General features: G+C 71.4%; 14 protein-coding genes and 1 pseudogene. 7 read left to right on the top strand and 8 right to left on the bottom strand.

Translation table 11 applies throughout. The features are described from left to right. Positions 1-28 precede the first annotated feature (28 nt). The 3 genes from WMF31_RS23915 to WMF31_RS23905 all read left to right on the top strand — a co-directional run bounded on the left by WMF31_RS23915 (position 29) and on the right by WMF31_RS23905 (position 2,932). Positions 29-1,348 carry a PhoH family protein gene (locus WMF31_RS23915; protein ID WP_129347299.1) on the top strand — a complete coding sequence of 440 codons (1,320 nt, stop codon included), beginning with the start codon at positions 29-31 and terminating at the stop codon, positions 1,346-1,348. A 57-nt stretch (positions 1,349-1,405) separates the two neighbouring features. Continuing rightward, positions 1,406-2,515, top strand: a complete 1,110-nt coding sequence (locus tag WMF31_RS23910) for a tyrosine/phenylalanine carboxypeptidase domain-containing protein (RefSeq protein WP_436604152.1) — start codon at positions 1,406-1,408, stop codon at positions 2,513-2,515. Positions 2,516-2,719: 204 nt separating this feature from the next. Next, positions 2,720-2,932: a hypothetical protein gene (locus WMF31_RS23905; RefSeq protein ID WP_436604151.1), complete on the top strand. Its 213-nt coding sequence runs from the start codon at positions 2,720-2,722 to the stop codon at positions 2,930-2,932. Positions 2,933-3,020: 88 nt separating this feature from the next. Here WMF31_RS23905 and WMF31_RS23900 read toward each other — a convergent pair whose 3' ends face one another. The 4 genes from WMF31_RS23900 to WMF31_RS23885 form a co-directional block, all read right to left on the bottom strand. Continuing rightward, a complete protein-coding gene (locus tag WMF31_RS23900; RefSeq protein ID WP_436606590.1) occupies positions 3,021-5,177 on the bottom strand; it encodes a RecQ family ATP-dependent DNA helicase in 2,157 nt (718 codons plus the stop codon). 258 nt (positions 5,178-5,435) lie between these two features. Next, positions 5,436-6,119 (bottom strand): oxidoreductase, encoded by a 684-nt coding sequence (locus tag WMF31_RS23895; RefSeq protein ID WP_436604150.1) that lies wholly within the window; start codon positions 6,117-6,119, stop codon positions 5,436-5,438. Positions 6,120-6,481: 362 nt separating this feature from the next. Continuing rightward, entirely contained in the window at positions 6,482-6,997 is a 516-nt protein-coding gene (locus WMF31_RS23890; RefSeq protein ID WP_436604149.1) for an NUDIX domain-containing protein, read from the bottom strand. 520 nt (positions 6,998-7,517) lie between these two features. Next, the gene (locus tag WMF31_RS23885; protein WP_436604148.1) at positions 7,518-8,111 is read right to left on the bottom strand and encodes an FxsA family protein; all 594 of its coding nucleotides are present in this window, start codon (positions 8,109-8,111) and stop codon (positions 7,518-7,520) included. A gap of 229 nt (positions 8,112-8,340) precedes the next feature. On the opposite strand from WMF31_RS23885, the gene WMF31_RS23880 reads away from it, so the two are divergent. Then, positions 8,341-9,885 (top strand): lysine 5,6-aminomutase subunit alpha, encoded by a 1,545-nt coding sequence (locus tag WMF31_RS23880; protein ID WP_436604147.1) that lies wholly within the window; start codon positions 8,341-8,343, stop codon positions 9,883-9,885. Between the two features lie 315 nt (positions 9,886-10,200). Here WMF31_RS23880 and WMF31_RS23875 read toward each other — a convergent pair. Together WMF31_RS23875 and WMF31_RS23870 are read right to left on the bottom strand one after the other, a co-directional pair. After that, positions 10,201-10,461, bottom strand: a pseudogene (locus WMF31_RS23875) (DUF6968 family protein); the annotation flags it as partial. Positions 10,462-10,694: 233 nt separating this feature from the next. After that, positions 10,695-10,985, bottom strand: a complete 291-nt coding sequence (locus WMF31_RS23870) for a hypothetical protein (protein ID WP_436601510.1) — start codon at positions 10,983-10,985, stop codon at positions 10,695-10,697. 225 nt (positions 10,986-11,210) lie between these two features. On the opposite strand from WMF31_RS23870, the gene istA reads away from it, so the two are divergent. The 3 genes from istA to WMF31_RS23855 all read left to right on the top strand — a co-directional run bounded on the left by istA (position 11,211) and on the right by WMF31_RS23855 (position 14,683). Then, positions 11,211-12,698, top strand: a complete 1,488-nt coding sequence (gene istA / locus WMF31_RS23865) for an IS21 family transposase (RefSeq protein WP_436602187.1) — start codon at positions 11,211-11,213, stop codon at positions 12,696-12,698. Then, positions 12,695-13,456: an ATP-binding protein gene (locus WMF31_RS23860; RefSeq protein WP_436602188.1), complete on the top strand. Its 762-nt coding sequence runs from the start codon at positions 12,695-12,697 to the stop codon at positions 13,454-13,456. The genes istA and WMF31_RS23860 overlap by 4 nt, the downstream gene beginning before the upstream one ends. A gap of 918 nt (positions 13,457-14,374) precedes the next feature. Then, the gene (locus tag WMF31_RS23855; RefSeq protein ID WP_129347312.1) at positions 14,375-14,683 is read left to right on the top strand and encodes a DUF6968 family protein; all 309 of its coding nucleotides are present in this window, start codon (positions 14,375-14,377) and stop codon (positions 14,681-14,683) included. Between the two features lie 378 nt (positions 14,684-15,061). Here the strand turns inward: WMF31_RS23855 and WMF31_RS23850 are convergent, their stop codons facing one another. Both WMF31_RS23850 and WMF31_RS23845 read right to left on the bottom strand, forming a co-directional pair. Beyond that, positions 15,062-15,778, bottom strand: coding sequence for a M48 family metallopeptidase (locus WMF31_RS23850; protein ID WP_129347313.1), 717 nt, complete (start codon positions 15,776-15,778; stop codon positions 15,062-15,064). Continuing rightward, positions 15,775-19,026: a type I restriction endonuclease subunit R gene (locus tag WMF31_RS23845; protein ID WP_129347314.1), complete on the bottom strand. Its 3,252-nt coding sequence runs from the start codon at positions 19,024-19,026 to the stop codon at positions 15,775-15,777. The genes WMF31_RS23850 and WMF31_RS23845 overlap by 4 nt, the downstream gene beginning before the upstream one ends. Positions 19,027-19,029: the final 3 nt, after the last annotated feature.

The following is a 19,029-nucleotide window of genomic DNA, read 5'->3' as shown; positions in this document are numbered from 1 at the left end:
GCAGGGCGGTACGTCGTCGCGCCCCCCCATGAGAAAGAATTACGTTCTCGACGCGAACGTCCTGCTCCACGATCCCCACGCGATCTTCAAGTTCGAGGACAACGACGTCATCATCCCGATCTACGCGATCGAGGAGATCGACCAGTTCAAGCGGGAGGGCTCCGAGCGCGGGCGCAACGCGAGGACCATCGCCCGGCTGCTCGACGAGGTGCGCGGCGCCGGGACGCTCGCGACCGGCGTGCCCCTCGAGAACGGCGGCAGCCTGCGGATCGCGATCCCGGAGCGGCGGCCGGAGCTGCTCGTGGGGCTGGAGTCGGGGTCGCAGGACAGCGCCATCCTGCAGACGGCGATCGACATCCGCGACCGGCACAAGGACCGGCCGACCATCTTCGTGACGATGGACACGAACCTGCGGATCCGCGCCGACGCGCTCCGGGTACCGGCGGAGACGTACGAGCACACGCGCGTGCACGACCCGGAGATCGAGCAGTCGGTGGTGGAGCTCGAGGTGCCCGGCGCCGAGATCGACGCGTTCTTCCAGAGCGGCACCCTGGCCAGCGACAACCTCGCGGATTTATTGCCGAACGCGGCAGTGCTCCTCCGCGATGCGGCGGCGCCGACCCACACGGCGCTCGGCCGCTACGACGCCGCGCGCGGGCAGATCGTCGCGCTCCGCGTCGGGCGGGAGGGGGTCATGGGCGTCCGGCCGCGCAACAAGGAGCAGGCCTTCGCGCTCGACCTCCTGCTCGACGACTCGGTGCGGCTGATCACGCTGGTGGGCAAGGCGGGGACGGGCAAGACGCTCCTGGCGCTCGCCGCGGGGCTCAAGCGCATCACGGAGGACAACGCCTACAGCCGCCTGCTCGTGAGCCGCCCGATCATGCCGCTCGGGCGCGATCTGGGCTTCCTCCCGGGCGACGTCGACGAGAAGCTGAACCCGTGGATGCAGCCGATCTTCGACAACCTCGAGTTCCTGTTCTCGAACGGCGGCACGAAGCCGGGGCGCGACGCGCGCGGCTTCGTGGAGCTCCTGGAGAGCGGCCAGATCCAGGTCGAGCCGCTGACGTACATCCGCGGGCGCAGCCTGCCCCACCAGTACCTCATCGTGGACGAGGCCCAGAACCTCACCCCGCACGAGGTGAAGACGATCATCACGCGGTGCGGCGAGGGGACGAAGATCGTGCTGACCGGCGACCCGCAGCAGATCGACCACCCGTACGTGGACCACGCCTCGAACGGCCTGCTCGTGGTGGCGGAGCGGTTCAAGCGGGAGCGCATCGCCGGGCACGTGGTGCTCGCCAAGGGCGAGCGCAGCGAGCTCGCGGAGCTCGCGGCGAACCTGCTCTGAGGCGGGCGGGGGCGCCGCGCTGCGTTCGTGGTAAGGCGGGGGAGGGAGGCGAGCGGCGTGGCGCGGCGATCTCGGGGTAGTGCGGCGGCGCCCGCGGCGCCGGCGTGGGTGCCGGACGCGGATCGGCTGCTCGGCGCCGCCGCGCGGCGGGTCCGCGTCGTCGGCGCGAACACGCCCGTGAACCTCGGCGAGGAGCTCGCGCGGCTCGCCGACGCGTGGGGGCGGCGCTCCGCGGAGCCCCCGCGGTTCACCTACGCGCCCGCGCAGGACCACGGCGAGCTCAGGCGGGCCATGGAGACGGCCGCCGAGCGGCTCGAGCGGCAGGGGGAGCTCGGCGCGGTCTACGCCGGCCGCGCCCGCGAGATCGCCGCGGAGGCCGCGATCTGCGAGGCCGCGGGCGGGCCGGGGTGCTGGGCCGCGGCGCGCCGCCGCTACGTCGCGCGCGACGCGTTCGACGCGCAGGCGGACGCGCTGGCCGCGGCCTGGGTCGACGCGCCGGCGGACGAGCCCGCCGGCGACGGCGAGCGCGTGCGGAGCGACGACGAGCGCTCGCCCTCCTCGCTCGTGTCGCGGATGCGGCGCGAGATCGGGGCGCAGCGCCTGCCGCTCCGGGTGGTGGTCACCGAGATCGCGCCGCTCGCCGCGACGGGCGACGGCGTGATCCAGGTCGCGAAGGGGCGGATGATCACGCGCGAGGACGTGGAGCGCACCGTGCTCCACGAGATCGAGGGGCACGCGGCGCCCAGCGTGCGCGCCGCGGCGCTGCCGCTCGGGATCTTCGCGATCGGGACGGCGCACGGGGGCGACGACCAGGAGGGCTGGGCGCTCGCGCGCGAGCGCGCGGCGGGGTACCTGGTCGGCGCCCGCCGGCGGGAGCTCGGGCTGCGCCACCTGGCCGCGCGGAGCGTCGAGCGGGGCGCCGGCTTCGTCGAGACGGCGCGGCTGCTCGAGGCGCGCGGCGCGCGGGCTCCGGGGGACGCCCTGCGGATCGCGGCGCGCGTGCACCGGGGGGGCGGCCTGGCGCGGGAGGTCGTCTACCTGCCGGCGCTGCTGCGGGTCGAGGCGCTGCTCGCGGCCCAGCCGGCGCTCGGCAAGGTGCTCTCGTCGGGGCGCATCGCCGTGAACGCCGCGATGTCGCTTTCGTCCTGGGCTTGTGCGATCACCTGATCGGGCGGGCTGCGTGACAGGGAGGGCTGCGTGAAAGGAAGGATCACTTCAGCCGTGCGAGCGCGGCACGGAATGCGCTTGTCGTGTCGGCGGGAAACAAGGGCGCCCTGGGCTCGGCCCGGCCGGCCGTGCGTCGCGTGGAGGCGGCTGTGGGAGAGCACGGCGCGGAGGGGCGGCGCGGAGGGGGCCGAGGGTGGAGGGGCCATGCGATCGAAGAAGGCGATGGAGAGGGGTCCCGGGCCGAGGCGGAGGGCGGGCGCAGCCCCCGCGGCGGCCCTCAAGGAGGATCTTCATGTCGTCGAGCTCGGCGCCGGCGTGATGCTCGACGTGTTCATCAACGTCGAGGGCCGGCTCACGACGTTCGTGAGCCTGGACGGGCAGCTCATCGCGGAGCTCCGCGTCGCGGGCCACGCCTGAGCGCGCGCCGCGGAGGCGCCCGCGGGCGCCGGGAGACGCCGGACGGTCCTTGCCGCCCAGGCGCTCCTGGCGGCTCGATCGATCCCGGCTAGCGGCCGGAGAACTCGCGGACGACGCGGAGGATGCCCTCCCCGTAGCTCGAGATCTTCGCCTGCCCCATGCCGCGCGCGAGCGCGAGGTCCTCGAGCGATACGGGCCGGATCAGGGCGATCTCGCGGAGCGTCCGGTCGTGCGCGATGACGTAGGCGGGGAGCGACTTCTCCTTGGCGAGCGCCGCGCGATGGGCGCGGAGCGCCTCGAACAGCGGGATGTCCCGCTCCTCGAGCGGGGCGTCGGGCGCGGCGCCGGGCGCGGCCTGCGCGCGCGCGCGGGCGACGGGAGCGGCGTCCGGCCCGGAGCGCGCCGCGTCCTCGCGGCCCCGGGGGGCGGGGGACGGCTCCGCGGCGGATCGCGGCCGCGCATCGTGCGCGCGCGCGGCGGGCGAGGCGCCCGGCGCCGCGCGCCGCGGCGGCTTCCGGCGCGTGATGGGGGGCGGCAGCCGCACCCGGGACGGCACCTCGCCGCGCATCACACGCCAGCCCGCCGGCGTGATGAGGGGGACGGGGAACTCGCCGGTCGTCAGGTCGATCCAGGCGTTGGCGAGCAGCACGCGCAGGATCGACATCGCCTCCGCGTGGCTCTTCCGCTCGAGGACGCCGAAGGTGGAGAGCCGGTCGAGGCCCATGCGGCGGACGCGCTCGTTCGACTCGCCGATGAGCATCGACGCCACGGCCTGCATCCCGGCGCCGCCCTTCACCCGGGCGACGCCGGCGAGCGCGCGGCGCACGAGGTCGTTGTCGCGGGCGAGCGCGGCCGGGTCGCTCGCCTCGAGGGCGTCGACCTCGAGGCAGACGTCGCAGTGGCCGCAGCCGCCGAGCGACTCGGCCTCGTCGCCGAAGTAGCGGAGGATGAAGTCGTGCCGGCACGTCGCGGCGTCGATGTAGCGGAGCAGCTCGCGGAAGAGCCGCCACGCGCGCGCCGCGTCCTCGGCGCTCGCCTCGGCGCCGCCCTCGCCGAGCTGGCACAGCCGGCGGCGCAGCGCGATGTCCGCGGGCGCGAAGAGCAGGAGGCCGCGGGCCGGGGCGCCGTCGCGGCCCGCGCGGCCGACCTCCTGGTAATAGGCCTCGATCGACGACGGCGGCTGGGCGTGCACGACGAGGCGGACGTCGGGCCGATCGATGCCCATGCCGAAGGCGTTCGTCGCCACGACCACGGAGAGGCTGCGGTCGGCGAAGCCGGCCGAGAGGCGGGCGCGCGACTCGGGGGCGAGGCCGGCGTGGTACGCCTCCGCGTTCCAGCCCTCGTCCCGGAGCGCCTCGGCGAGGCGCTCCGCCCCCTTGCGGGTCGCGGCGTAGACGATGCCCGCGCCGCGGGGCCGCCCGGGATCGCCGAGCGCCTCCGCGAGCGCCCGCGCCGTGCGGCGCCCGGCCTCGCGCGGTCCATCCACGGCGCTGACCTGCAGGTGGAGGTTGGGCCGCGCGAAGCCGCGCAGGATCACCGTGGGCGGGGGCCCCTCGGGCCCGCCGTCGCCCGCGCGGTCGCCGTCGCCGTCGTGCGACGGCAGCGGCCAGCCGAGGCGGCGGATGATCTCGTCGCGGGCGTCGGGGGTCGCCGTCGCGGTGCAGGCGAGGACCCTGGGCGGCCGGAGCCGCGCGAGCGCGTCGCCGATGCGCAGGTAGTCGGGCCGGAAGTCGTGCCCCCACTGGACGATGCAGTGCGCCTCGTCGACGGCGGCGAGGGCGAGCTGGCTCGCGGCGAGCGCGTCGAGGAAGCCGTCGAACGCGAGGCGCTCGGGCGCGGCGTAGACGAGCTTGTACGCGCCGCGGCGGAGCGCGGCGAGGCGGCGGGCGTTCTCCTCGCGCGGGAGGCTGGAGGCGACGAAGGTGGCGGGGATGCCCCGCGCCTCGAGCGCCCGCACCTGGTCTTCCATCAGCGAGATGAGCGGGCTCAGGACCAGGGTCGTTCCGGGCAGGGCGACGGCCGGGAGCTGGTAGCAGAGCGACTTGCCGCCGCCGGTCGGCGCGACGACGAGGACGCGGCCCGCGCCCCCGAGCAGGGCGTCGATCGCCTCGCGCTGCCACGGCCGGAACGCGGCGATCCCGAAGCGCTCGGCGAGCACGGCGTCGATCGACGGGGGGAGGCGCTCCGGCGACGGGGGGAGGCTCTCCGGGGGGCGCGGCAGGGAGGGGGCGAGGCGCTCGGTCACGATGGACAAGGGGGGCTCCGCGAAGACCATGGCCGCGGCGTCGAGCGAGCGGCGTGCCCGCGGCGAGCCCTAGCATTTCCGCGCGCTTGCGTCGCGGCGTCGCTGGCGGCGCCATGGCGGCGCGCTCGGGGGGTGCGGCCCTTCGGGGGCTCACCGGAGGGGCTGAAGTGCAGGCGAGCCACAAACGGGGCTCGCCGGAACGCAAGCCCCGGAGGTGAGCCCCCGAAGGGCCGCATCCCCCGAGCGCGCGGGGCCGGCTCAGGCCTGGAGGACGCCGATGCCCTTGGCGAGCGCTTCCATGTCGTCGAAGTGGTACACGTGGCGGCCGGGGGTGCCCTTGAGCGCGGCCGCGACCATCGCGCCGGCGACGGTCCTCGCGTCGATCGGGCGGTACCTGCGCAGGCCGCCCTTCATCGTGAACCGGAGCGTCTGCGCCGCGGCGACGCCGATGGCCTCGCCCTTCCTGACCTCGCCCCGCTCCCCGAGCAGGAGGCTCGGGCGCAGGACATGGACCGACGCGAAGCTCGCGGCGGAGAGCTCCTGCTCGAGCTCGCCCTTCACGCGGAGATAGAAGCTGGTCGAGCGCGGATCGGCGCCCACGGAGGAGACGAGGACGAACTGCTTCACCCCCGCCTTCTCCGCGAGCCTGGCGATGGTGATCGGATACCCATAGTCGATGTGGTGAAAGGCCTCCTCGGAGCCGGCCTTGGCGATCGTGGTCCCGAGCGCACAGAACACGTCGGTCGCGCCGGCGAACTCCGCGCCGTCCAGGTTGTCGAAGTCGACGATGCGCTGGGAGAGCCGCTGATCCTCGATCGGCGCGGGGCGACGCAGCAGGGCGACCACCCGCGTGTACGCGGGCTGCTGCACGAGGAGGCGCAAGCAGTGGCCGCCGACGAGGCCTGTTCCGCCCACGATGAGAGCTGTCTTGTCGACCGTCATGGATTCCATGTCCCTGCGGAATCACCCGCGGAGAGCGCCGCCGCGGTGCTCCACAGCCGTGCCGGGCAGCGTAGCCCAACCCGCGGGCGATCGATAGCGGCCGGCTGCACGCGGCAGGGGCGGGCGGCTGCGCGGAGGGGCGGCGGCTGCACGGCGGGCGCGACGGCTGCACGGCGGGCGCGACGGTTGCCAGGGGGCCCACGCCTTCGCCCTTCATGCGCGCGGGATCCACATGCTGGTAGGTCGGTGAGCGCTGGTGAGCGTCGCGCGCCGTGCTCGCCGGGGGCGCGACGGCCGGGGGCGGCGCGGCGGCCGGGGCGCGGGGCCCGCACGCGCCGCGGCGGGGCCCCGCGGCGCGCCGATCAGAGGGCCGGCGCGCTCGCCTGGCGCGAGCGCTTCGCGCGCTGGGCGTGGAACGCCTTGACCGCCGTCGGGATGACCTGCTCCCGGTGCTTGGGGACCGTGTTGCTCGGCAGCTCTTCGACCGGCCACCAGGCGCCTGTGGCCGGGACCTCGGCGAGCTTCGCCTGATGGACCCGGGAGAGCATCCAGCCTCGCGCGGCGGCCGAGAAATGGTCGCCGAGGAACGTGAAGTCGGACATCGTCACCCCGAGCCGATCGAGGACGCGCTCGGGCTGCTCGCCCGGCGAGAGGACGCCGCCGGGGCAGCACCACTCCCCCGCGTCCGACTCCGACCCTCCGCGCTGGGTCAGGAGCACCTCGAGGGCGCCGGAGTCCGTGTTCCTCCGGAGGCACACGGCGTCTGCCGCGAGGTGGATCGGGAGCCGCGAAATCGCGTTGATGAGCGAGCTGCCGAGCGGCTCCCCGGGATCGGCGATCCCGCGCAGCCAGCCGGCGAGGGCCTTGACCAGCGTCATCGGGGTGCCCTCCAGCGAGGCGTGAGGTGGGGCGGCTGCGTCCTCGCCGCCCGCCGCGCGCAAAGGCCAGCGCGCCGGCGCTGCTCAGGGCCTGACGCCGCGCCAGGGCCGTTCCGTTGTATCGATGGGATCGGGTATCGAGCTGGTTCTAGCATAGGGTGTTGCGTCTGCGTGTTGTGCGTTGTCGCGTCGTGATGCTCAGAGATTCAGATCTTCATCTCGCTTCTCCGGTTCTGTCGGATCGCTCCGACGACGCGAGAGAGCGTACAATGGGCATTGTTTCTTTGTCGTTTCATTCGTGCTGCTCGAGCGTGAAAGTGCAAATCGCACTGTTGCTCTCGCGTTTCGGACAGGCGCCTGACGGCGATCTCAGGCGTCGTGTGCGAGCGTGCGAGCGTGCGAGCGTGCGAGTGGGTGAGCGTCGTTGATGCCCGGGCGGCTGCCCTCGACCGCGGATGGTGCGGCCCTCTGGGGGCTCACCACCCGACCGCGCCCTTCGGGCGATCGACGTCGTCGCCCGTCAGCCGGGCAGTCGTCGCTGCACCGGCACGTCGCGCTCGTCGCCCTCGGTCACCTCCGCCTCGACGTCGATGACCTCCACCCGCCCGGGCTGCGTCGCGCCGGCGCGGGGGCGCCACGAGGCGCGCTCGCCGAACGGCCCGCCGCCCAACGGCCCGCCGCCGAAGTGGACGACGTTCACGCTGAAGAACGAGCCGCCCGGGCCCTCGCCGCCGAGGCCGGAGGCGCTCGCCGCGGCGATGCGCCGCTCGAACCGCTCGCGCACGGCGGCGGCGATCTTGCGGCGCGCGGGCGGGATCAGCAGCACGAGCCCCGCCACGTCGGTCAGCACCCCCGGCGTGACGAGCAGCGCCGCGCCGAGGAGCACGAGCAGCCCTCCGGTGAGCCCCTCGTCCGGGACACGGCCTTCGGCCATCGCGCCCTGCCAGGAGGCGAGCACCCGGAGCCCCTCGCGCTTCGCGAGCGCCGCGCCGAGGATCGCCGTCCCGAGCGCCATCGCCACGGTCGGCCAGAAGCCGATCTGCTTGCCGATCGCGAGGAGCAGCCAGAGCTCGACGATCGGGACCGTCAGGAACAGCAGGATCAGCTTGCCCATGCTCCCCCTCTAGCGCCGCGCGCCGCGCCGCGCATCCCCCCCGGGCGGTCCACCCCGGGCACGCCTGGCAGCCCCTTCGGTGAGCCCCCGAAGGGCCGCACCACCCGGCGCCGAGCCCCGGGCGGCCGGCCGCTACGCCCCGGGGCGGCCGGCCGCTACGCCCCGGAGCCCGCGGCGGAGTACCGGCCGCGGGGAGAGTGCGCTAAGACCGCCTGCCCCGGAGAAATTCATGACCACCGTCCCCGTGGAGCAGGAAAAGGTGGACGCGTGCCGCGCGTTCGCCGCCGACATCGCCGACGAGGTGCAGCGCTTCATCGACCGCCACACCACGGTCGGCGTCGAGCGCACCGTGGCCCGCGCCTACGGCGTGGTCGGCGCCGACGCCGAGGGGACGCCGCTCGCGAACGCGCTGGTCGACCGCATCCACCGGGCGGGGCAGATCGGCCGCGGCGTCGCGTACCACCTCGGTCGGGCGCTCTGCGAGGGCGCCGGCTCGGTGCAGGAGGCCGCGGAGATGCTGGCGTTCAGCGAGGCTGCCGACCTCGGCGCCGGCCCGTCGACGGGCGAGGCGCGCGGGGCGCTGGAGGCCGCCACCCGCGAGGCGATCGACCGGATCGACCGGGCCCGCGACCAGCGCGACGCCTTCAAGGCGGCGCACCGGGTCGGCGCCGCGCCGCTCAAGTACGTGATCGTCGCGACCGGCAACATCTACGACGACGCCGTCCAGGCCAAGGCCGCCGGCTTCGCCGGCGCCGACATCGTCGCCGTGATCCGCGCGACCGCCCAGTCGCTGCTCGACTACGTCCCCGAGGGGCCGACCACCGAGGGCTACGGCGGCACGTACGCGACGCAGGAGAACTTCAGGATCATCCGCCGCGCCGCCGACGAGGCGACCCGCGACACCGGCACCTACCTCGCGCAGACGAACTACTCGTCCGGCCTGTGCATGAGCGAGATCGCCTGGATGGGGGCCGTGGAGCGGCTCGACATGCTGCTCAACGACGCGATGTACGGGATCCTGTTCCGCGACATCAACATGCAGCGGACGTTCATCGACCAGTATTTCTCCCGCCGGATCATCGCGAGGAGCGGGATCGTCATCAACACGGGAGAGGACAACTACCTCACGACCGCGGACGCGGTGGAGAAGGCCCACACGGTCCTCGCGTCGCAGTTCATCAACGAGGCGTTCGCCCTGCGCGCGGGCCTCCGCGAGGAGCAGATGGGCCTCGGCCACGCCTTCGAGATCGACCCCTGGCTCGAGGACAGCCTCCTCTTCGAGCTCGCCCAGGCGCAGCTCGTCCGGCAGATCTTCGATCGGCACCCCATCAAGTGGATGCCGCCCACGAAGTTCAAGACGGGGGACATCTTCCACAGCCACGTCCACGACGCGATGTTCAACCTGGTCGGGATCACGACCGGCCAGTCGATCGAGCTGCTCGGGATGTTCAGCGAGGCGATCCACACACCGCTCCTCATGGATCGGTACCTGTCGTTGAAGAGCGCCCGCTACATCTTCACGGCCGCGCGGCACCTCGGCGACGAGATCCAGTGGAAGCCGGGCGGCATCGTCGAGACGCGCGCGCGCGACGTCCTCGACAAGGCGCACGCGCTCCTGCGCGAGGTCGCGCGGGACACCCTCTGGGACGCGATCGGGCGCGGCGCGTTCGGCGACGTCAAGCGCACGCGCACGGGCGGGAAGGGGTACTCGGGCGTCGTGGCGCGGCACCCGGAGTACCTGAATCCGATCCTGGACGCGCTGGAGCGGCCGTAGCGCGCTGGGGGGGCGGTGGCTCGCCCGTGAGCGCCCGCTCCGCGAGGAGAGCTTCAGCGCCTTCGTCAGCCGCTCCAGAGTCCAGACCTGCTCGAACGGGACCTCGTGCTCATCGGGACGGCTGCAGGCCAGCTTGACGACGGACGCGCCATCGAAGGATTTACTCCCTCCCTCCCTCCAGATGGCTCAGCCTCGCTGAGTACGTGCTCGTTCAATGGTCTCCCGCACTCTTGGATCTCTGCGTTGGAGTTGAACAGCGACGTGCCCCACCGCTTCAATCGCAAGGTCGTATCCATATTCTATAAGGCGCTGGAATCACAGGCCGTAATCGGCGAGGATTGGGCGATACAGGCCGAGATGGCCCGGCTCGCCATCTCCCCAGGTGATCGGCCGTTTAGAAGCTTCTAGCTCACTCCGGGCGAAGGTCTGAGCGAGCTGGAGCGTTTGCAGTGCATCCACTCCTTCCACAAAGTTGAAAATCTCCTCGCCGAGTCCAGCGATGAGCACGGGGCAGCACCAGTCCCCCTCGGGAGTCCCTGGAGGTATCGGCTTGCCGATGATGAGCACGATCTCGCGATCGCTCTCACCTTGTACCCCTGTCGGTGATCATCGCGTCCCGCGTCCGATCGGTGAAGACCGCGGCCGCGTGATCGCCAGCGTTCACCGTTCACCGCCCGCACCACCTGCGCCGATCTGGGCCCCGCTCGCCTCCGCAGCGTAGACGTTGGGCCCGCCGAAAAGTCGAAGGCCCGAGGGCTGCCACCCTCGGGCCTTCTGGAGCTCCGCCTTGTCGGAGTCCCCCACCCTCATCACAAGCCGGGCTCCAGGTCCAGAAATCGGCGGCATGGAGCTCGTTGCCTTCGTCCACCTACCGCCTCGCCCTCTGCGCCTGCTGCCGCGTCCAGCTTCGCCTCTGCCGTCGCTGCGATCGCGGCCAGCGCCTCTGCCTCGACTGCCGCCCGCTCCGGCGTCGTGAGTCGCTCCGCCGCGCCGGCGCCGCCTATCGGACCCGGCTTCGCGCTCGCCGCCTCCATGCCGCTCGCCAGGCCCGGTACCGCGAGCGGCAGCGGGACAAGTTCTCGGCGCAGAAAGTGACGCATCACAGGGTGACGGAAGCCGCGGCCGCGTCGATGTCCCAGGTCGCGCCGGAGATCACCCCCGGCCGAAAGGACAACGATGACGATCGGATCCGAGATGTCGGCCGCTGCTCGCTCTGCGGAGCGCGGCTTCCACACTGGGCCATGCGCGAGCGGCGCGCTCGGCCAGCTCTCCACCGACGCGCTCCCCGCGTCCCACGAGGGCCACCGCGGTGACGGGAGGTGGCGGTGATCGCCAAGGAGAAGGAGGCCGAGATCCTGCGCCTCTACCACGGCGAGAAGTGGCCCGTTGGCACCATCGCCGGCCAGCTCGGGCTGCACCACACCACCGTGCAGCGCGTGCTCGGGCAAGCGGGCGTCGACCCGAAGGTCGTCGCGCCGCGCCCGTCCATGGTCGACCCGTTCGTGCCGTTCATCGTCGAGCAGCTCGGCAAGTATCCCTCGCTGCGCTCGAGTCGCCTCTTCGTCATGCTCAAGGAGCGCGGTTATCCGGGCGGTCCGGATCATCTGCGCCGGGTGATCTGCCGCCTCCGCCCCAAGAAGCCGGCCGAGGCATTCCAGCGGCTCCGCACGCTGCCCGGCGAGCAAGCGCAGGTCGACTGGGCGCACTTCGGCAAGCTGGCTATCGGCCGGGCTCGGCGACCGCTCTGGGCCTTCGTCATGGTGCTCAGTTACTCGCGGCGGATCTTCCTGCGCTTCTTCCCGGGCGCGGCGATGCCCTTCTTCGTGCGCGGGCACGTCGAGGCGTTCGCCGAGTTCGACGGTGTTCCACGCGTGCTGCTCTACGACAACCTCAAGAGTGCCGTCGTGGAGCGCCACGGCGACGCGATCCGGTTCCACCCCATGCTGCTGGATCTCTCGGCGCATTACCGCTTCGAGCCGCGCCCCGTCGCCGTCGCCCGCGGTAACGAGAAGGGCCGCGTCGAGCGCGCCATCCGCTATGTCCGTGAGGCGTTCTTCGAGGCCCGGGCCTACGCCGACCTCGACGATCTCAACCGGCAAGCGGCCGAGTGGACAAGCTCCGCGGCGCTCGATCGCTCCTGGGTCGAGGACCGCAGCCGCACCGTACGCCAGGCCTTCGACGACGAGCGCAGCGTGCTCTTGCAACACCCCGACACGCCGTTCCCGGCCCACGAGCGCGTCGAGGTCGAGATCGGAAAGACCCCCTACGCGCGCTTCGATCTCAACGACTACTCCGTCCCCCACGACCGCACGCGCCGCACGCTGGTCGTCTTCGCCGACCTCGATCAGGTGCGCATCGTCGACGGCAACGAGATCGTCGCGACCCACGCCCGCTCGTGGGACCGTGGCCAGCAGATCGAGCAGCCCGAGCACATCCAGCGCCTCGTCGACGAAAAGCGCCGCGCCCGCGAGCACCGCGGCCTCGATCGCCTCGCCCGTGCCGCCCGCAGCAGCCAGGCCTTCCTGCGCATCGTCGCCGAGCGCGGCGGCAACGTCGGCAGCGCGATCGCTCGGCTTCTGCAGATGCTCGACGCCGTCGGCGCCGCCGAGCTCGAAGAGGCCCTCGTCGAGGTGCTCGAGCGCGACACGATCCACGTCGGAGCCGTCCGCCAGGTGATCGACCGCCGCCGCTCCGAGCGCCGTCTGCCGCCTCCGGTCTCGATCCCCGTCACGCGCGGCCAGCACGCCAACGTCGTCGTCACGCCGCATTCACTCGCCACCTACGACGCCCTGAAGAAGGACTCGACGCCATGACCGACTTGACGCCCACCGAGACCAAGTCCCGTCTCAAGAGACTCGGTCTCTTCGGCCTGCTCGCCTGCTTGGATGAGCTCGCCGACAAGCCCTGGCTTCACGAGGTGCTCGCCATCGAGGAGCGCGAGCGCCACAAGCGCAGCCTCGAACGCCGCCTCAAGAACTCCCGCGTCGCCACCTTCAAGCCCATGAGCGACTTCGACTGGTCCTGGCCCAAGAAGATCGACCGCGAGGCCGTCGACGACCTGTTCACCCCCGGTTTCGTCGCCACCGGCCACAACGCCGTGCTCGTCGGCCCCAACGGCGTCGGCAAGACCATGATCCTCAAGAACGTCGCTCACCAGGCTGTCGTCCGGGGCCACACGGTCCGCTTCTCGACCGCGAGCGACATGCTCGCCGACCTCGCCGCGCAGGAATCCTCCGCCGCGCTCGCGCGAAGGCTGCGCCGCTACACGGTCCCCGCGCTCCTCTGCATCGATGAGGTTGGCTACCTCTCCTACGATAGCCGCTACGCCGACCTGCTCTTCGAGGTCGTCACCCGTCGCTACGAGGCGCGGAGGCCGATCCTGCTCAGCACGAACAAGGCCTTCGCCGACTGGGGCCAGGTCTTCCCGCACGCCGCGTGCGTCGTCACGCTCGTCGACCGGCTCGTGCACCGCGCCGAGGTGATCGAGATCGAGGCCGAGAGCTACCGGCTCAAGGAAGCCAAGGAGCTGAGCGCCCTCCGCACCAAGCAGCGCCGCGCCAAGAAGCGCTGAGCCGCCTCTTTCCCGGGATACCTCACCGGCATCGGACGTGGATTTCACCGGTGAACTTCACCGGCAGCCGACACGATCTTCACCGGCATCGACTGCGGATTTCACCGGTGAACTTCACCGAATTCCCGCGGGTTGCCGGGATCATCAACAACCCCGTAGCGGCGGACGGCGATCGGTTCTCCGATGCGCTTCTTCATGGGGTTAGAATCTACCCCGGAAACACCGTGGCCAAGCAGTAAATCTCCCACTTTTGTGCGGAGCCGCTGTTTGCGGTTGCCCAGCACGCTTCCTTGTGGAATCTGTCCAGTCTCCACGGAGATCGACAGAAGGCTTCCTTCGCCCGCTGGCTTGCGTTCTTCAAGAGCAGGCAGATCAGCTTGGCATCGGTGCGTGGTTCCCCAGGTAATTCATAATTATCCGTGTGCGTGGCCGTCTCCGACGGGGACGCGACCGTCTCGAAATCTATGGTCGTGTCTGTCTCGCTGCTATCCTCCTCTACGGTGCACGAGAAACCAGCAAACGCGAAAAACATCCCGGCGAACAGCTTGTGTGTGAGTGCTTCCATGGGCCTACAACTGTTGCCGTTTGTAGGCCAACGTTGAGCGCGCACGGCCGGCGCACTTGATCGATCGAGCGGCGTCGCCGGCGGACCGACGTTGCTCGCACGGTGGAAGTCGTTGCTTCCAGCCGAGGCCGCAGAGCCCGCGGAGGAGGTCGAATGGCACGCCTGGGTGGCGGTTGGGTTCGTCGCAGCGTTCGGACGCGTGTCGCGCCGTGGGGCTCTTCGGCGGCCATTTCCTTTGAGTAGTGAAGTGGCGAGTCACGTGAACGACCTGCCGCCACCCATCCAACCGTGGTTGCTGGCGGCGAGGAGCTAGGACGCTTGACATCGCTGAAGAGCGCGCTAGCTGGTGGGGCATGCCGGACGTGATCGCGGAACGTACCCTTGAGCTGACACTTGCGAGTGGGACGCAAGAGGGCATCCGAGTTCGAGTGTGGGCACCCGAGTACAGTCCAGCATTGCGGAGCTGGGTCGCTGACGTGGAGGTCGCTGGAGCGGGGCACAACCATAAAACCCACGGAACCGGCATCGATGCGTTCCAGGCGCTGTACAGCGCGCTCTTCTTGATTCCGGTCATGCTCGCCCACTATGCGGAAGATGGCCGGCTCTCGTGGTTCAATGAGGAGTGGCTCGGGTTCCCAGAGATCAAACTCACTGAGCCGTGACTCCGGCGCGCTGATGCGCGAACGCGCGGCCGGCCGCGGAGGCGGAAGGGGCGACTCGCGCCTGCATTGGCCCCAAGTCTGCCGCAAGGCGGGCATCCCGCTGCTTCTGGCGCCCAGCATCAAGGCTGGGCTCGACCTCGACTGGAGCAACCCGAAACAGAAGGCGGCAGCGATTCAGATCCTGGAGCGGCAGGTCTCGTCGCTGCAGCAGTGGGTGGACCGCCACCTGGACGATGTCATCGAGCAGCCAATTCGCCCCTATCTCGATGCGGTCACGCAGGTTCGAGACCAGGACCTGGAATTAGAGATTGTTTTCAATAGGTTCGGCACTCTAGACGTCGAGCCTGCGGGCAGCGTCGGAGGCGTGAGCGCCTGGGCTCACCAGATCATCCGCCCCGCGTCGCGCAGCGCTCCCCGGCGCTCCGCCCAGTCCGGGAGGACCCGCTCGACACGCTGCCAGAACATCGCGCCGTGGTGCGGCTCGCGCAGGTGCACCAGCTCGTGAACGACCACGTACTCGATCAGCCGTGGCGGCAGCAGGATCGTCTTCCAGTGGAAATACAGCCGCCCGCCCTTCCCGCACGACCCCCACCGATACCCGAGATCCCGCACGGTGAGCCCGCCCGGCGTCACCCTGATCCTGCCGGCGTACCGCTCCACCCGCGCCGCCAACCACGGCCGCGCGTGCGCGCTGTACCACCGGATCATGTGCGCCTCCGCCGTCTCCGCCGCTCCTCCCACCCCCCTGCGCTCCGCGTCGGCGCGGCGCATCCGAAAGCGGCCGTCGAGGAGCTTGACGGGCACGTCCTGGTCCGGCACGAGCAGCAGCCGGTACGACCGTCCCAGGTAGGGGAACCCCGCCCCATCCACGAATTGCCGCGGCGGCGGCGCCGGGGGCAGCGCTTCGCGGGCGGCGAGCTGCTGGTAGATCCGGAATCGCCTGGCTTGCACGAAGCGGGTCAGCGCCTCCGGCGACGCGGCCGCGGGGGCCGCGAGCGTCAGACGCCCGTCGCGCTCCACGGTGACTTCCGGCGACCGGCGCCGCTCGCTGCGCCGCAGCTCCAGCTCGAGGTCGCCCACCACGAGCGCCGTCACGCCTTGACCAGCCTCGCGTGATTCGCCTTGGCCAGCTCCAGGATCCGGTCGGCGACCGCGTCCGCGTGCTCGAACGGCACGATCTCGTGATCGTCGAGGAAGGTGAACACCGCCCCGCGGAGCACCTCCCGCGCGTGCGTGTTCTTCCAGAAGTCGACCACGCGGATCTCCGCGCGGATGTGGGCCACGAGCTGCGCCGCGAGCCCCGCCAGCCAGCGCGCGTCGGCCGGGGGCACGGGGCGGTCCTTGGCCCGCTCCTCCTTCAGCACCGCGAAGAACGGCGCCTCGGTCTGCGGGTCGAGGCCGGTGTCGTCCTTCTGCCGCCCCCTCTCGGCTTCCTCGGCGAGGCTCCTGAGCGCCAGCGCGAGCTGCTCCCAGTCCTCCCCGTGCGCCTTCAGGATCTCCTCCAGCCGCTCCGACAGCCGCTGGTAGTGGACCGGATCGGCGTCCCGGTTCTGCCGGATGTGGTGCCGCAGCGCGTGCTCCATCTCCGACGCCTTGGCCCGCGGCGACACGTGCTTCCCCACGTGGGCGGCGAAGCCCGCGTCGGTGATGGCGATCGGCGCGATCTTCGGATCCACGCCGAGCGAGATCACGTGGTCGTCGATCAGCCGCCGCACCTTCGCGCCGGTCGACTTCGCGAGCTCGGGCAGCTCGCCGCGGAGCAGCTTGCGCGCCTCCGTGTAGATCAGGCCGAGCTGCTTCGCGTCCTTCAGGTAGGGCAGCCCCTCGGGGCGCGGCAGCACCAGGTCGAGCGTGTCGAGGAACTGCTTCAGCTTCACCGTGAACTCGGCCCGCAGCCGCTCGTTCGTCAGGAGCTGCACGCAGGCCTCGGTGTCGGAGATGTCGGCGACGCCGTGGCCCTTGAAGAAATCGAGCAGCCGCTGGTGGCGGTCGCGCAGCTTCGGGATCTCGTCGCGGAGGTTGCGGAGCGCGCCCTCCACGTCCTCGGCGCTGTAGGTCGCGAGCGCGTCGGCCAGGTGCTGGGCCACCCCGTAGTAGTCGACGATGATCCCGGCCTGCTTCCCGTGCCCGGTGCGGTTCACCCGCGCGATGGCCTGGAGCAGCTCGGCCTCGCGGATGGGGCGGTCGAGGTACATCACGCCCTCGATGGGCGCGTCGAAGCCCGTGAGGAGCATCGACTTCACGACCAGGAACGCCAGCGGATCGGCCTTCTCCGGGTCCTCGTGGACGAGCGGCTTCACGAAGCGGGCGATGCGCGCCTCGATCTTCCCCTCGTCGGTCCACTCCCGGAACATCGGGTCCTCGTTGTGGACGCCGGAGATCACCGCCGCGAACTCCAGCCGCTCGAGGTCGGCCAGGTTCTGGTAGGCCCGCACGGCGGCGCGGAGCTTCCGCGGCCTGGTCGCGAGCGCCTCCGCGTCGAGGTCGCGGAGCGCGGGGTCGAGCGCCCTGGCCTCCTTCACCAGCTCGTCGCGGGCCGCGGGGAGCGCCTTCGCGTAGCGCACGGCCGCGAGCCGGCTGTAGGCCGCGATCTGCGCCTTCAGCCCGCTGGGCAGGATGTGCTCCACGTAATGCCGCAGCATGTCCCGCGCCTTGGCCTCGATCATCTTCTCGGCCTCGAGCACGTTCCCCTTGGTCGCGTACTTTCGCCTGATCGCCTCCAGCTCCTCGGGCGTCCGCTCGACGAACATGTCCTCGAAGAGCTGGTCGAGGTCGCGCCCGTCGCTGACCGCGCCCGACGCCGTGCGGCCCTCGTAGAGGATCGGCACGGTCGCGCCGTCGGCCTCGGACTCCCGCAGCCGGTAGCGGTCGATGAACGGCCCGAAGATCTCGTGGGTGCGCTTCTTCGCGCCCATCAGGATGGGCGTCCCGGTGAAGCCGATGCGCGCGGCATTCGGCAGCGCCTTCTGCAGGTTCGCGTGCATCGTGCTCGTGTGCGAGCGGTGCGCCTCGTCCACGAGCACCAGGATCGACTCGTCCGCGTTCAGCTCCTCGAACTCCTCCGCGGCCGCGGCCTGGGCGGCGGGGTTGTCGTCGTCGCGGCCCGCGTACTTCTGGATCATCGCGAACACGATCCCCGGCCCCTTCTTGCCGAGGAGCTTCTTCAGGTCGGCGACCTTGCGGGCTACCTTCACCGTCTCGCCGGTGAGCGCGGCCGTCCCGGCGAGCTGGCGCTGCAGGTCCTTCCGGTCGGTGATGACCACGACCTTGAAGCGGCGGAGCGCCGGGAGCGAGCGCAGCTTCCGCACGAGGAAGACCATGGTCAGGCTCTTCCCCGAGCCCTGGGTGTGCCAGATGATCCCGCCGCGCTGGTCGTGTTCGCCGTCCTGCTTGCGGGTCTTGCCGTGGAGCAACCGGTGGATGGCGCCGTGCACCGCGCGGAACTGCTGGTAACGGCAGACGACCTTCACGGTCCGGCCCGACACCTCCTGGTACAGCGTGAAGTGCCGGAGGATGTCGAGCAGGTGGTCCGGGCGGAGCATGCCGGCGATGAGCTTCTGCTGGAGCGAGAGCTTCGCGGGGTCGGCCGTGTGGAGGGCCCTGGCCACGTCGGCGAGCGGGATGGGCGCGGTGTCCTTCCAGGCGAGGTAGTGCTCCAGGTCGGCGCAGAGGGTGCCGGCGCGGGCGTCGTCGAAGCAGGTCGCGACGAGGATCTGGTTGGTGAAGAAGAGCCGCTCGTTGCCCTCGTTCTCCTGCACCTGACCGGCGGCCCTGCGCTCGTTCTGGTAGCGCCGGAGATGGTCGACGGCCGCGGGGATGGCCTCCGGGGCGGTGGGGCTCTTGCACTCGACGACGACGACGGGGATGCCGTTGATGAAGAGGACGAGGTCGGGGATGATGTACGGGACGGCCTGGCCGCGGGGGCAATCGACGCGGAATTGGTTGATGACGGTGAAGGTGTTGTTCTTCGGCTCGTGCCAGTCGATGTAGTGGATCGTCTGCTGGCGGCCGCCGTCCCAGTCGGGCAAGCCGTCGACGGGGAGGCCTTCGAGGAGGAGGGCGGTGGCTGCCTGGTTGGCCTCGATCAGGCGGGGGGCGGCGATGCGGGTGAGGGCGCCGATGGCCTGGGCGATGCGGGCGTCGTCGAGCCAGGGCTTGTTGTTCCTGAGGTTGATGCGGCGGAGGGCGTTGCGGAGGTCGTGCTCGAGGAGGATGTCGCGGAAGGAGGGGCGGCCCGTGACGGTGGGGTGATCGACGCTGCCGCTGATGTACTGCCAGCCGAGGGAGATGAGCTGGTCGATGAAGGGGAGCTCGACCTGGTTGTACTCGGGACCACCGCTCATGGG

It is taken from the genome of Sorangium sp. So ce1036, from assembly GCF_051369805.1.
GTDB classification, from domain to species: domain Bacteria; phylum Myxococcota_A; class Polyangia; order Polyangiales; family Polyangiaceae; genus Sorangium; species Sorangium cellulosum_F.
The sequence above is the reverse complement of the archived record's forward strand: the minus strand, read 5'-3'. Positions and strand labels throughout refer to the sequence as shown.

What these genes read in the sequence shown, in the direction of transcription:
- WMF31_RS23845 (WP_129347314.1), bottom strand. Translation starts at nt 19,026, where the DNA reads ATGAGCGGTGGTCCCGAGTACAACCAGGTCGAGCTCCCCTTCATCGAC.
- WMF31_RS23885 (WP_436604148.1), bottom strand. Translation starts at nt 8,111, where the DNA reads ATGGGCAAGCTGATCCTGCTGTTCCTGACGGTCCCGATCGTCGAGCTC.
- WMF31_RS23880 (WP_436604147.1), top strand. Translation starts at nt 8,341, where the DNA reads ATGACCACCGTCCCCGTGGAGCAGGAAAAGGTGGACGCGTGCCGCGCG.
- WMF31_RS23895 (WP_436604150.1), bottom strand. Translation starts at nt 6,119, where the DNA reads ATGACGGTCGACAAGACAGCTCTCATCGTGGGCGGAACAGGCCTCGTC.
- WMF31_RS23870 (WP_436601510.1), bottom strand. Translation starts at nt 10,985, where the DNA reads ATGCGTCACTTTCTGCGCCGAGAACTTGTCCCGCTGCCGCTCGCGGTA.
- WMF31_RS23890 (WP_436604149.1), bottom strand. Translation starts at nt 6,997, where the DNA reads ATGACGCTGGTCAAGGCCCTCGCCGGCTGGCTGCGCGGGATCGCCGAT.
- WMF31_RS23860 (WP_436602188.1), top strand. Translation starts at nt 12,695, where the DNA reads ATGACCGACTTGACGCCCACCGAGACCAAGTCCCGTCTCAAGAGACTC.
- WMF31_RS23905 (WP_436604151.1), top strand. Translation starts at nt 2,720, where the DNA reads ATGCGATCGAAGAAGGCGATGGAGAGGGGTCCCGGGCCGAGGCGGAGG.
- WMF31_RS23915 (WP_129347299.1), top strand. Translation starts at nt 29, where the DNA reads ATGAGAAAGAATTACGTTCTCGACGCGAACGTCCTGCTCCACGATCCC.
- WMF31_RS23855 (WP_129347312.1), top strand. Translation starts at nt 14,375, where the DNA reads ATGCCGGACGTGATCGCGGAACGTACCCTTGAGCTGACACTTGCGAGT.